Origin of the sequence: Bordetella bronchiseptica (genome assembly GCF_900636925.1) — a bacterium.
Lineage (GTDB): Bacteria > Pseudomonadota > Gammaproteobacteria > Burkholderiales > Burkholderiaceae_B > Bordetella > Bordetella pertussis.
Map to the genome: position 1 here is coordinate 4,432,430 of NZ_LR134326.1, position 12,804 is coordinate 4,445,233.

Annotated in this window: 14 protein-coding genes; 7 read left to right on the forward strand and 7 right to left on the reverse strand. The window is 68.6% G+C overall.

All coding sequences use genetic code 11. From position 1 onward, the window contains the following. Window positions 1-13 precede the first annotated feature (13 nt). The 3 genes from EL288_RS20670 to EL288_RS20680 form a co-directional block, all read right to left on the reverse strand. Window positions 14-1,369, reverse strand: a complete 1,356-nt coding sequence (locus tag EL288_RS20670; RefSeq protein WP_010925918.1) for a TRAP transporter large permease — start codon at window positions 1,367-1,369, stop codon at window positions 14-16. After that, window positions 1,366-1,890 carry a TRAP transporter small permease subunit gene (locus EL288_RS20675; protein WP_003808109.1) on the reverse strand — a complete coding sequence of 175 codons (525 nt, stop codon included), beginning with the start codon at window positions 1,888-1,890 and terminating at the stop codon, window positions 1,366-1,368. Before EL288_RS20675 ends, EL288_RS20670 begins: the two co-directional genes overlap by 4 nt. Before the next feature lie 99 nt (window positions 1,891-1,989). Then, a complete protein-coding gene (locus EL288_RS20680) occupies window positions 1,990-2,475 on the reverse strand; it encodes a cupin domain-containing protein (protein ID WP_003808108.1) in 486 nt (161 codons plus the stop codon). A gap of 271 nt (window positions 2,476-2,746) precedes the next feature. On the opposite strand from EL288_RS20680, the gene EL288_RS20685 reads away from it, so the two are divergent. After that, window positions 2,747-3,430, forward strand: coding sequence for a GntR family transcriptional regulator (locus EL288_RS20685; RefSeq protein ID WP_003808107.1), 684 nt, complete (start codon window positions 2,747-2,749; stop codon window positions 3,428-3,430). Here EL288_RS20685 and EL288_RS20690 read toward each other — a convergent pair. Further along, window positions 3,427-3,813 carry a WG repeat-containing protein gene (locus EL288_RS20690; protein WP_003808106.1) on the reverse strand — a complete coding sequence of 129 codons (387 nt, stop codon included), beginning with the start codon at window positions 3,811-3,813 and terminating at the stop codon, window positions 3,427-3,429. The genes EL288_RS20685 and EL288_RS20690 overlap by 4 nt on opposite strands. 101 nt (window positions 3,814-3,914) lie before the next feature. Further along, entirely contained in the window at window positions 3,915-4,820 is a 906-nt protein-coding gene (locus tag EL288_RS20695; protein ID WP_003808105.1) for a LysR family transcriptional regulator, read from the reverse strand. Window positions 4,821-4,961: 141 nt separating this feature from the next. Here EL288_RS20695 and EL288_RS20700 point away from each other — a divergent pair, with 141 nt between their 5' ends. From EL288_RS20700 to EL288_RS20725, 6 genes are all read left to right on the forward strand, one after another. Then, window positions 4,962-6,008, forward strand: coding sequence for a TRAP transporter substrate-binding protein (locus EL288_RS20700; RefSeq protein WP_003808104.1), 1,047 nt, complete (start codon window positions 4,962-4,964; stop codon window positions 6,006-6,008). Window positions 6,009-6,070: 62 nt separating this feature from the next. Further along, on the forward strand, window positions 6,071-6,685 hold the full coding sequence (locus EL288_RS20705; protein ID WP_003808103.1) for a TRAP transporter small permease subunit: 615 nt from the start codon (window positions 6,071-6,073) through the stop codon (window positions 6,683-6,685). Continuing rightward, window positions 6,685-7,977 (forward strand): TRAP transporter large permease, encoded by a 1,293-nt coding sequence (locus EL288_RS20710; protein ID WP_003808102.1) that lies wholly within the window; start codon window positions 6,685-6,687, stop codon window positions 7,975-7,977. The genes EL288_RS20705 and EL288_RS20710 overlap by 1 nt, the downstream gene beginning before the upstream one ends. 25 nt (window positions 7,978-8,002) lie before the next feature. After that, the gene (locus tag EL288_RS20715) at window positions 8,003-8,485 is read left to right on the forward strand and encodes an ureidoglycolate lyase (RefSeq protein WP_225665729.1); all 483 of its coding nucleotides are present in this window, start codon (window positions 8,003-8,005) and stop codon (window positions 8,483-8,485) included. Next, entirely contained in the window at window positions 8,482-9,408 is a 927-nt protein-coding gene (locus tag EL288_RS20720) for an allantoinase PuuE (protein WP_003808100.1), read from the forward strand. Before EL288_RS20715 ends, EL288_RS20720 begins: the two co-directional genes overlap by 4 nt. Before the next feature lie 8 nt (window positions 9,409-9,416). Next, window positions 9,417-10,691: an amidase gene (locus EL288_RS20725; RefSeq protein WP_015064557.1), complete on the forward strand. Its 1,275-nt coding sequence runs from the start codon at window positions 9,417-9,419 to the stop codon at window positions 10,689-10,691. Here the strand turns inward: EL288_RS20725 and EL288_RS20730 are convergent. Both EL288_RS20730 and EL288_RS20735 read right to left on the reverse strand, forming a co-directional pair. Further along, the gene (locus tag EL288_RS20730) at window positions 10,688-11,959 is read right to left on the reverse strand and encodes a Zn-dependent hydrolase (RefSeq protein ID WP_003808098.1); all 1,272 of its coding nucleotides are present in this window, start codon (window positions 11,957-11,959) and stop codon (window positions 10,688-10,690) included. The two genes, EL288_RS20725 and EL288_RS20730, sit on opposite strands and share 4 nt — an antisense overlap. Window positions 11,960-11,996: 37 nt before the next feature. Continuing rightward, window positions 11,997-12,794 (reverse strand): IclR family transcriptional regulator, encoded by a 798-nt coding sequence (locus EL288_RS20735; protein ID WP_003808097.1) that lies wholly within the window; start codon window positions 12,792-12,794, stop codon window positions 11,997-11,999. Between the last annotated feature and the right edge of the window lie 10 nt (window positions 12,795-12,804).

Below are 12,804 nucleotides of genomic sequence, written 5' to 3' on the forward strand. Positions count from 1 at the left end.
CGCGCACGCGCGCTCAGTAAAGAACGGTGGGCAACCAGGTCGCCAGGGCGGGAAAGCTCAGCAAGGCCGCCACCGCGCCCACCTGCAGGGCGATGTAGGGCAACACGCCGCGGTACGCGGTCTCGGCGCCGATATCCTTGTAGACGCCCTGCAGGTAGAAAATCGCGAACCCGAACGGCGGCGTGAGATAGCTGGTCTGCAGCGTGACGGCCAGCAGCACGCCGAACAGCAGCGGGTCCACGCCCAGCGACAGCAGCGGCGGGCCGAAGATCGGAATGACGACGAAAATGATCTCGAACGAATCCAGGAAGAAGCCCAGCACGAAGGCGATCAGCAGCACCAGCAGCAAGGCGCCATAGAGGTCGCCCGGCACGCTGGACAGCAGTTCGCGCGCCAGGTGCTCGCCGCCCAGCCCCTTGAACACCAGCGAGAAGATCGCCGCGCCGATCATGATCGTGAACACCATCGCCACCAGGTGCCCGGTCGCCATGCAGACCTGCTTGAGCACCGGCCAGGACAGCGCCTTGTACAGCAGCGCGATCAGCACGGCGCCCATCGCCCCCACCGCCGCCGACTCGGTCGGCGTGGCGATGCCGGCCAGGATCGAGCCCAGCACGGCGATGATGAGGGCCAGCGGGGCCACCGCGTCCACCAGCAGTTGCCGCAGGCCGACGCGCTGTCCGGCGCTGCGGGGCAGCGGCGGACAGGTATCCGGCCGCAACAGCGCCCGGTACAGCACATAGCCCAGGAACAGCACCACCAGCAGCACGCTGGGCAGCACCGCGCCGGCGAACAGGTCGCTGACGGTCACCGGCCCGCCGGGGCGGTCCGGCGGCGTGACGCCGCGCAGCATGTCGCCGATCAGGATCAGCACGGTGGACGGCGGGATGAGCTGCGACAGCGTGCCCGACGCGCAGATCGAACCGGCCATGTACGACGGCTGGTAGCCGGCGCGCCGCATCGCCGGCACGCTGATCAAGGCCAGCGTGGCCACCGTCGCGGCGACCATGCCGGTGGCCGCCGACAGCAGGGTGCCGACCATCACCACCGTGAAAGCCAGGCCGCCGCTGAGCGAGCCGAACAGGCTGGACGTGGTCACCAGCAGGCGCTCGGCCGCCTTGGACTTCTCCAGCATGATGCCCATGAAGACGAACAGCGGGATGGCCACCAGCATCTCGTTGCTCATGATGCCGTACAGCCGCCCCATCACCCCGCCCATGGTGCGCCACTCGAACACGTCCAGCGCCGAACCCAGCAGGGCGAACGCCACTCCCACGCCCGACAGCGTGAACGCCACCGGGAAACCGAACATCATGGTGCCCATCACGGTGGCGAACATCAGCAGGCAAAGCACGTCGCTCAGGCTCATGGCGAGGCCTCCGGCGCAACGCCGCGCGCGCCGGCCAGCGTGCGCGCCGACTTCAGCAGCAGCGACAACCCCTGCAGGAACAGCACCAGGCAGAAGACGTACACCAGGCTCTTGTGCACATAGGCGAACGACAGCCCGCCGGCGTTGGGCGAGGCTTCCAGGAAGCGCCACGACCGGGCGATCGGCCGCCAGCTCTGCTGCACGGTCACGAACAGCGTCGGCCACAGCAGCAACAGCACGCCCAGCGCGTTGACCAGCGCCCGCTTCCTGGCGGTCATGCGCGAATAGAACAGCTCGACGCGCACGTGGCGGTCATGCAGGAACGTATTGCCGGCCATGCAGATGAAGAAAACACTGGTCAGCCACACATAGCTGTCCTGCAGCCAGATCAGGCCGATCCCGAATACATAGCGCAGGACGACCACCGCGAAAGTGACGAGCAGGACGGGCAGCATCACCATGCTGGCCAGCCGGCCCATCCTGTCGCTGAACAGGTCCAGGACCTGGATCAGCCTTTCCATTACCGTTCTCCCGATTCATTGCGTGGCGCCGCGCCGGCCGCCCCGTGAGCGGCCGCCGGCTGGCGGCCGCGTATGCGCCCGGCGATCCGCCGCGCGCGCTCAGGCTGCCGTCGATTCATCCTCCAGCGGACGGCGCGTCTCCATGTTGAAGCGGCCTTCGTAGATCGCGGGCTGGCGCGTGGTCGGCCCCATGTACTGGACGTACAGGATCTCCCCGTCCTCCAGGGTGTTCAGCGCGTACTCGTAGTGCGGGTCGGGATGGAACATCATCGATCCCTCGCCATAGACCTTGCCTTCGATCTCGAACTTGCCGCTCAGCACGTACCAGATCTGGGCGAAGTAATGGTTGTGCAGGGGATGGCCCGAGCCCTTCTCGTAGCGGACGATGCCGGCGTTCGGAATGGTGCGGTCGTCCTGCACCGGGTGGAACATCATCTTCGAGAACTGCCCCTCGTAGCGCAGGTTCTCCCATTCGATATCGTCGCGGTGCATGGCCCGCATGGGCTGGTGGGCCTCGGTCAGCGGGCCGCCGCGCCCGCCCGGGTTGAGGATCCTGGCTGAAGTAATGGGGTCGATATCGCTCATGTTGCTCTCCGTGTAAGAATTCCGTATGTCTAAAATGGGATCCCATTTAGATAAAAACGGATCCTACATAACGTGGCCGCGGACCGGCATCCGGGATTACCCGCAAGGCGGCAGCCGGACGCCGGCGCATCCATTTCCGGACCGGGGAGCATCCTCACTACAATCAGTGCCTGTGCCGGCGCGCTTTGCCGCGCGCCGCCCCGCCTTGAACCCGCGCGGACGCGACCGGCAGGCATGCCGGCCCGGCTGTCCCGCATAGACAACGAGACCGATGAGCGCAAGATCCGCCCCCAAGAGCCAGACCCGATCGTCGACGGAAATCTCGGAAGAGATCCTGCGGCGCATCCAGTCCGGCCGCTATCTGCCCGGGGACAGCTTGAGCCAGTACGAACTGGCCAGCGAGTTCGGAACCAGCCGCACCCCGATCCGCGAAGCCCTGCGCTTCCTGGAAGCGCGGCGCGCCATCTCGCTGACCGACACCGGACGGGCCATGGTCGCCATTCCCTCGGTGCGCGCCATCCGCGAGGCCTTCGAAGTGCGGGCCGAGCTGGAGGGGCTGGCCGCGCGGCTGGCGGTCGACTGGATCGAGGACAAGCATCTCAAGCTGCTCGCCCAGCACCAGAAGCACTACGCCAGCACGCTACGCTCGCGGGTGCGCAACGAGCGCGGGTCGGAGTGGCTGCAGCACAACTTCGACTTCCACCACCTCATCACCGAACTGAGCCACAACGAGCGGCTGCTGGACATGGTCAGCGAACTGCAAAGCAGCAGCGTCTCGGACGTGCTGGGCTTTGCCTCGAAAATGCCGCCGCGGCTGATGGAAGAGAACATCCAGCAGCACGAAGCCATCATTGCCGCGCTGACGCGGCGCGACGGCGCCGCCGCGCGCGAAGCGATGATCGAGCATGTGCTGCGGACCATGCGGCTGGTCATCGACTGGATGGAGTCGCGCTAGGGCCTGGTCAGCGTCGTCCAGCGCCGGCAGCTCACCGAGCCGTGCTCGCCGTGGCGCTGCACGCGGCAGTCCATGCCCGCCCTGGCCTTGCCGCCCTGGAACGGAAACACGAAATCGTATTCGGCCGGGATGACGATGTTGAGCGCCTCATCGTGGAACCCCATCCTGCCGTGCTCGACGAAGCGCGCCAGCCCCTCCTCGTAGTAGTCGGGGCCATTGTCGTAGATGAAAGGCCGTAGCACCGGGCGGTGCGCGCGGTCGATGTAGACCCAGCCCTGCGCGTCGCGCACCAGCGCGTGGCCGTGGCGGTCGAAGTCCTGGGCGGGCGCGGCGGGCGCATGCAGCAGCAGCGCAAGCGCGCCCATGGCCGGCAACAATCTCATGGGGCGGGCTCTCGGCGACAGGGCGGCGCCGGATGGCGCGCCGGCCTTCATTGTCGCCGATGCGCGCCACGATCCCCCCTCGCGGCGGCGCGAGGCAATGATCAGGCCGGCTGGAAGCGCCGGATGGATTTCTGCGTTTCCTCGACCAGCAGCAGCGCCAGACGCGACGGCACGCGGTTCTTGGCCGAGACGGCGAACGCCTCGACCTCGATGGCCGGCTTGAACGGGATGATCTTCAGCCCGCCGCCGTGCCTGGCCTGGGCCATGGCCGAGAACAGGTCGACCACGGTCACGCCGACGCCGGCCTGCGCCAGCAGGCAGGCCGTCTCGGAATAGCGCACCTCCACCGCGGTGCGGTAAGGCGTGCCGGCCTGCTTGAAGGCATTGAGCACCAGCGGACTGAGCCGCGAGCCCAGCTCCAGCCCGATCAACGGATACGGCGAGATGTCCTGCGGCGTGACGGACTTGCGCCGGGCCAGCGGATGGTCGGCCGGCGCCAGGCACACCATCTGGACGCGCGCCACCGGCAGCATGTGCAGCTTCTGCTCCAGCTCGGGCTCCAGCGCGATGGCAAAGCCGATGTCGGCCGCGCGCGACTCGATGATCTCGACCACGTTGTACGAACGGCGCACGTCGAAGAACACCTTCACCTTGGGCCGCTGCTTGAGCAGGTCATTGATGGCCGCCGGCAGCACCGAATGCCCCAGCTGCGGCGTGGCGACGATGCGCAACTGGCCCAGCCGCTCGTTCTTGAGTTCCTCGACCGTGTGGTTGAGGGCCTTGGACAACAGGAAGATCGACTCCGAGTCGCGGAACAGGATCTTGGCCTCTTCGGTCGCGCTCAGGCGATTGCCCACGCGATCGAACAGCGTGAACCCCACTTGCGATTCCAGCTGGCGTATCGCGCTGCTGACCGCCGGCTGCGAAATCTGCAGGGCGCGGGCCGCGCCGACCGTGGTGTGGCTTTGCATCACCGCCCGGAATATCTCGATCAGCCGCAGATTCACTATAAGTCCTGTTTATAGAAATGATCCAAAATTTAATAATTGATTATTTCATCGGACTATTCATAATTCAACTGCAACAAGGAGGCGGCAGGACCTCGGGCCTCCATGACACCTATACAGCCACCCAGGGGGAGATTCATCATGAAGGCAATACTGCAACGGTCCATCGCGCTGCTCGCCTTGGCCGCGGGGATGTCGTCGGTCGCGTGCGCCGACGAGGTCAAGATGCGCGTGCTGGGCTGGTACGGCAACCAGCCGCAATCGCAGCAGGTCGAACGGCCCTTCTGGAAGGACCTGCCCAAGCGCAGCAACGGCGCGTTCTCGGCCAACTTCCGCACCATCGACGAGCTGGGCCTGAAGGGCTTCGAATCGCTGCGCACGCTGCAAAGCGGCGCGTTCGACGTGGTGTCGTTCCAGATCAGCTTCGTGGGCGGCGACGCGCCGGTGCTGATGGGCGCCGACCTGCCCGGCGCGGCGTTCGACTTCGACCAGCTGCAGAAGAACCTGGACGCCTACCGCCCCATCCTCGAAAAGGAGCTCAACGACCGCTTCAAGGCCAAGCTGCTGACGGCGTGGTCGTTCCCGTTCCAGATCCTGTACTGCAAGGGCGACATCAAGACGCTGGACGATCTCAAAGGCAAGAAGGTGCGCGTCAGCGGCACCTACACCGCCAAGATGGTGGCCGACCTGAACGCCGCCGGCGCCACGCTGGCCGGCCCCGAGGTCTACCAGGGCCTGATGCAGGGCGTGGTGGACTGCGCCATCACCGGCAGCCAGTATGGCAACAGCAACGACTGGTTCGAGGTCGCGCACTCGCTCAGCCCCATCCCGCTGGGCGGCGCCGGCGTGGTGCTGCAGGTGGCGCGCAACGCCTTCTGGGACAAGCTGTCGGCCGACCAGCAGGCCGCCCTGTCGGCCGAAATGAAGCAGCTCGAAACCGCGCTGTGGGACATCAGCCGCAAGGGCCACGAGGACGGCATCAACTGCAACGTCGGCAAGCAGCCCTGCACCGGCAAGCCCGGCAAGATGCAGCTGGTCGAGCCCACCGAGGCCGACGTGCGCGAAGTCAAACAACTGCTCAAGACCTCGATCGTGCCGATGTGGATCGAGGATTGCTCGAAGTTCTCCAAGACCTGCGGCGACGACTGGTTCCGCACCATCGGCGCGGCGGCCGGCATCGCGCGCTAGCGCAACCTGACCTGGCGCGCCGCCCCGGCCGGGCGGCGCGCCGCATTCACCAGGAACCGATCGTGACTAGACTTCTGGAACTGCTGTGCGGCGCCCTGCGGGCCATCACCAACCGGGCCTGCCTGGCGGCCGGGTGGGCGCTGATCGCCCTGTCGGTGGTCATAGCGCTGAACGTGCTGGCCCGCAAGATCTTCAGCTTCTCGCTGCAGGGCGTGGACGAGTATGGCGGCTACTGCCTGGCCATCTGCGCCTCCATCGGCTTCTCGCAGGCCGCCTACGACCGCGCGCACATCCGCATCTCGGTGCTGACCGACCTGCTGCCGCAGCGCCTGCGCGCCTGCAGCGATGTGTTCGCGCTGGCGCTCTTGACCTCGGTCGCGCTCACCCTGGCGGTCAAGGCCACCGGGGTGGCGTACGACTCGTACTCGATGCAGGCGCTGGCCACCAGCGCGCTGCGCACGCCGCTGGCGATCCCCCAAGCCATGTGGGCCGCCGCGCTGTGCTGGTTCGGCCTGGTGCTGGCCACGCAGCTGCTGCACTCCCTGCTGCTGCTGGCGCGCCGCGACTGGGGCGGCATCAACCGCAACTACGGCAATCCCAGCGTCGACGAAGAGGTCGCCGAGGAATTGCGTTCGGCCAACGAGCGCATGGCCGGCAAGCTCGAAGGAGCGCACTGATGCTGCTCGGAGCCCTTTATTTCGGCGGCCTGGTCCTGTTCCTGATGGCCGGCATCCACGTGGCCAGCGCGATCTTCATGACCGCGGTGGTCAGCGACTGGATGAGCATGCAGGTGCTGCCCAGCATGATAGGCAACACCATGTGGAGCACGATGAACGAGTTCCTGCTGGTGGCCATCCCGCTGTTCATCCTGCTGGGCGAGATCCTGACGCGCAGCGGCGTGGCCGACCGCATGTACAAGGCGCTGGCGGCCTGGCTGCAGTGGCTGCCCGGCGGCCTGCTGCACACCAACATCGCCACCTGCGCGCTGTTTGCCGCCACCTCCGGCTCCAGCGTGGCCACTTCGGCCACGGTCGGCACCGTGGCCCTGCCCACGCTGCAGCGCCTGGGCTACCGGGAACGGCTGGTGCTCGGTTCGATCGCCGCCGGCGGCACGCTGGGCATCCTGATTCCGCCCAGCATCAACATGGTGGTGTACGGCGCGCTGGCCGAAGTGTCGGTGGGCAAGCTGTTCGCCGCCGGCATCGTTCCCGGCATCATCGTGCTGCTCCTGATGATGGCGGTGATCGTGATCATGGCCCTGCTGGGCAAGGTCGCCCCGGACAACGAAAAACTGATCATCCCCCTGGCGATGCGGCTCAAGCTGCTGATCGACGTGCTGCCGGTGGTGTTCATCTTCGGCCTGGTGATGGGCGGCATCTACCTCGGCATCGCGACGCCGACCGAAGCCGCCGCGCTCGGCGTGGTGGGCGCCATCGCCATCGCCGCGGCCAACCGCACGCTTTCGGTCGCCATGCTGCACGCGGCCTTCCTGTCGGCGCTGCGCACCACCGCCATGGTGGTGCTGGTGGTGACCACCGCCTTCGTGCTGAACTTCTCGCTCAGCCTGGCCGGCATCCCGCAGGCGCTGTCCGAGTACATCGGCCAGCTCGGCTGGTCGCCCACCGCCACCATCTGGGTGCTGGTGGCGTTCTACCTGATACTGGGCTGCTTCCTGGAGGCCATCGCCATGATGGTCACCACCGTGGGCGTGGTGGTGCCGCTGATCGTCTCGCTGGGTTTCGACCCGCTGTGGTTCGGCATCTTCATGACCATGATGATGGAGCTGGCGCTGATCACCCCGCCGGTCGGCCTGAACCTGTTCGTGGCGCAGAACATCCGCCTGTCGCGCGGCGGCATCAGCGACGTCTACATCGGCGTGCTGCCGTTCGCCTTCGCCATGATGGTTTTCGTCACGCTGCTGATCTACTTCCCGCAGATCGCGCTGTGGCTGCCCAACCGACTCTTCTGACGCCCATCCCCGACGTATGTCTTCCATGTATCTATCCGCCAGCACACTGAGCGCCGACGCCTTCTCGCAGTATGGCGAAGTGGTCGAAAACCGCGGGGACACGGCCAAGCGGCCGCTGTCCACGCCCTTCGGCTCGGCGCGCCAGGGCGTGACGCTGGGCTTTACCGTCAACCGCCTGCACCGCCAGCCGCTCGATGGCATCCGGGTGCGCACGCTGGAGCGGCATCCGCACTCGGCGCAAACCTTCATCCCGCTGGTGCCGTCGCGCCACGTGGTCGTGGTGGGCCTGTCCGGACCGGACGGCGCCCTGGCGCTGCCGACGCTGCGGGCCTTCGTCACCAACGGCCGCCAGGGCGTGTCGTACCGGACCGGCGTCTGGCACTATGCCTTCACCGCCATCGACACGGATTCGCAGGTCGCCGTGATCCTGGGCAAGACCGGCCGGGACGACGACACCGAATACACCGAACTCGACCAGGACGCCCTGGTTGTCTTCCACGAGGAATGACGATGCAGACCGACCGCTCGCTACTCACCCGCCGCGACTTCGTCGGCTACGGCAGCACGCCGCCCGACCCGCAATGGCCGGGCCAGGCCCGCCTGGCCCTCAATATCGTCGTCAACTACGAAGAAGGCTCCGAAGCCTCGTTCGAGGACGGCGACGGCCGCAGCGAGCTCGGCCTCACCGAAGTCACCGGCAGCAGCTTCCAGGGCCGCGACCTGGCGGCCGAATCCATGTTCGAGTACGGCAGCCGGGTCGGTATCTGGCGCGTGCTGCGCCTGCTGCGCGAGCGCGGCATGACCGCCACCTTCTTCGCCTGCGCCCAGGCGCTGGAGCGCAATCCCGCGGTGGCCCAGGCCATCCGCGCAGGCGGCTACGACGTCTGCTGCCACGGCTGGCGCTGGACGCCGCTGCAGGCCCTGTCCGAAGCGCAGGAGCGCGAGGAAATGCAGCGCGCCGTCGCGTCGATCGAACGCACCACCGGCCAGGCGCCGGCCGGCTGGTACTGCCGCTACGCGCCCACCGTGAATACGCGCAAGCTGGTGCTCGAGCAGGGCAGCTTCCTGTACGACTCCGACAGCTACAACGACGAGCTGCCCTACTGGGTGGACGCCGGCGACCGCCACCACCTGGTCATCCCGTACACCCAGGCGCACAACGACGCCAAGTTCGTGCGCAGCGGCATCGCCACCGCCGACGACTTCTTCGCCTTCCTGCGCGACTCGTTCGACATGCTGTACGCCGAAGGCGCCACCCAGCCGAAGATGATGTCCGTCGGCCTGCACATGCGGCTGGTCGGCCACCCGGGGCGGGCCGCCGGCCTGGCGCGCTTTCTCGACCACGTCGCGGCGCACGAGCGGGTCTGGGTGTGCCGCCGCCTGGATATCGCCCGGCACTGGCACGGCCTGCACCGGCCCGCGGCGCGCTGATCCGCGCCATGCAGCCCCTGCACCTGCTTGGCCTGGACGAGGCGCGCGAACGCCTGATGGCGGGCGCCTGCGACAGCGTCGACCTGGTCCAGGCCTGCCTGGACCGCATCGCCGCGCGCGAGGAGCAGATCCGCGCCTGGGCCTGGGTCGACGCCGCGGGCGCGCTGCGCAAGGCGCGCGCCATGGCCGGCGCCCGGCCCGACCCGCGGCGCCCGCTGGCCGGCCTGCCGATCGCGGTCAAGGACATCATCGACACCGCCGACATGCCCACCGCCTATGGTTCGCCCATCTACGCGGGGCACCGCCCGGCCTGGAGCGCCTATTGCGTGGCGGCCATCGAAGCCGCCGGCGGCATCATCCTGGGCAAGACCGCCACCTCCGAATTCGCCCACTCGGCCCCGCCCGCCACCCGCAACCCGCACGCGCCGCAACACACGCCGGGCGGCTCGTCCGGCGGCTCGGCCGCCTGCGTGGCCGACTTCATGGCGCCGGCGGCGCTGGCCACCCAGACCGGCGGTTCCACCATCCGGCCCGCGGCGTTCTGCGGCGTCGTCGGCTACAAGCCCAGCCTCGGCCTGATCGACCGCACGGGCGTCAAGCCGATGGCCGAATCGCTCGACACGGTCGGCCTGATGGCCCGCGCCGTGGCCGACATCCAGCTGCTGGCCGGCGTGCTGGCCGGCGTGCCGGCCGCGCCGCCCGGGTCGGCCGCGCCGCGCATCGGCCTGTATCGCACCCCGCACTGGGAGCGCATCGACGCGCGCAGCCGCGACGCCCTGCTGGCGCGCCTGCGCCGCCTCGAACGGCACGGCGCGCGCGTAGCCGAGGTGCCCGACCTGCCGGCGCTGCATCCGCTGTACCAGGACCAGCGCGACATCATGAACCAGCAGGCCTCGCGCGCCCTGCTGCATGAGTACCGGCAGCATCGCGAGCAACTGAGCCCGGCGCTGCGCGCCGCCCTGGAGGCCGGCCAGGCCTGCTCGCCGGACGCCCTGCGGGCCGCCTGGCAGCGCACCCGGCGGGCGCGCCGCGCCTACGCCGAGCTGTGGGCCGACTACGATCTGATCGTCACCCCGGCCGCGCTGGGCGCCGCGCCCGCCGGCATCGCGTCCTCGGGCGATTCGCTGTTGAACCGCAACTGGTCGCTGCTGGGCGTGCCCACCCTGAGCCTGCCCAACGGCGCCGACCCGCGCGGCCTGCCCCTGGCCATGCAGCTGGCGGGCAGCCATGGCGGCGACGCCGCCCTGCTGGGCTGGGCGCGCTGGATCGAAGCCGCCGCCTAGCGGCCTGAGCCGCGCGGCGCGAAGCGGCGCAGGAAAGCGGCAAACACCTCGGCGGCCTGCTGCGCGTCCTCGGCGGACAGCGTCTCCAGCGGATTGTGGCTGACGCCGCCATTGCCGCAGCGCACGAACAGCATGGCCACGTCGGCGATCCGCTGCATCACCATGGCGTCGTGGCCGGCGCCGGACGGCAGCTCATGGACCGCCAGGCCCGCCTCGGACAGCGCGGCGCCGAACTGGTCCATCAGCCAGCGCGCGCACGGCACGCTACCCACCGGCGGCACCGCGTCCAGGCTCACCCGCACGCCGCGGCGGCGGGCGATCTGCTCGATGCCCGCGCGCACGTCGGCCACCGCCGCCTCGCGCACCGGATCTTCGGCGGCACGGATATCGATGGAAAACTGGCAGACGCCCGGGATCACATTGCCCGAGCCATTGGGCACCTGCAACTGGCCCACCGTGCCCACCAGCGTCGGAACCTGGCTGCAGCGCGACTCGACCAGCAGCACCATCTCGGCGGCGGCCGCGCCCGCGTCCTGGCGCAGGTTCATGGGCGTGGTGCCGGCATGGCCGGCCATGCCCTCGACGCGGGCCATGAACCGGCTGCTGCCGGCGATCTGCGTCACCACGCCCAGCGGCAGCCCGTGGTGCAGCAAGACCGGGCCCTGCTCGATGTGCACTTCGACGAAACCCAGCAGCGTGGCCGGATCCAGCGCGGCGGCCCGCAGCGCCGCGGGGTCGCCGGCGCCGGGCAGGCCGCTTGCGGCCAAGGCCTGCGCCAGCGTCACGCCATCGGCATCCTGGCGCGCCAGCAGCGCCGGATCGAAGCTGCCGGCCAGCACGCCGCTGGCCAGGAAACTGGTCTTGAAGCGCAGGCCCTCCTCTTCGGCGAAGGCGACCACGTCCAGGTGGTATGGCAGCCGCACGCCGGCATCGCGCAGCGCGCCGGCCACCGCCACCGGCAGCAGGATGCCCAGCCGGCCGTCATAGCGGCCGCCATCGCGCACCGTGTCGAAGTGCGAGCCGGTCATCAGCACGCGCGGCGCAGGCACGGCGGGGTCGGCGGCGTAGCGGCCGATCACGTTACCGATGGCGTCGATGCGCACCGCCATGCCGGCGGCCTCCATCCATTGCGCCAGCTGCGCCTGCGTCGCGCGGTGCGCCGGCGTCAGGTAGGCGCAGGTCAGGCCGCCTTCCATGTCGGAGTGGCTGGCAAGCCGGGCGGCCTGCTCGACGATGGTCTGGCCCAGGGATGCGAAAGCAGCGGTCATGGCGGATCTCCGGAAAGGGTTGGGACAGGGGCGGCCATCAGCTTTCGGCCAGCCGGGCGGTGACCTCGCGCGCGGTCGACATGACCAGCGGGCACCAGTCCTGCACCACCTGTTCGACCGCCGTCACTTCGCTGGAATACGACACGCCGATGGCGGCCACGTCGCCCGTGGCGGGGTCGCTGATCGGGCAGGCAATGGTGATGTCGCTGGCGAAATCCTCTTCCACGCCCAGCACGTAGCCGTCGCGGCGCGCCGATTCGACGCGCTCCATGATGCGGTCCATCTGCCAGATGGAGTTGGGCATCAGCGGCTTGAGATCCGAGCGCTCCAGCACCTCGCGCACCGCCTCGTCGGGCATGGCCGAGAAGATGGCTATCCCGGTGGCCGTGCAGTAGGCGGGAATGCGCGCCCGTTCGCCCAGGTCGTTGTTGAGCATTTCCTGGCTGGTATAGCGCACCGGAAAGACCGTGTCCGTGCCATCGAGCATGGCCAGGTTGACCGAGGCGTTGGTCTTGCGGCGCAGGAACTTCAGGTACGGGTTGGTGCACACGACGAGACGATTGGTCTCGAGATAACGCTGGCCGATGTCCAGGCAGCGGCGCGACAGGCGGTACTCGCCGTCGCGGCCCACCTTGTCCAGGTAGCCCAGCCGCCACAGCGTGTGTGCGGCGCGCTGGGCGGCGCTCTTTTCCATGCCGATCTCGCGCGCGGCCTGCGAAAAGCCGCTCATGGGCCTGGATTTGTCGAACGCCTCGAGCAACCGAAAGGCTTTGGCCACGCTATTGACGAACAGATGATCCTTGTCCGCCTCGCCAGCGGCCTTCTTGGACGCCATAGATCCCTCC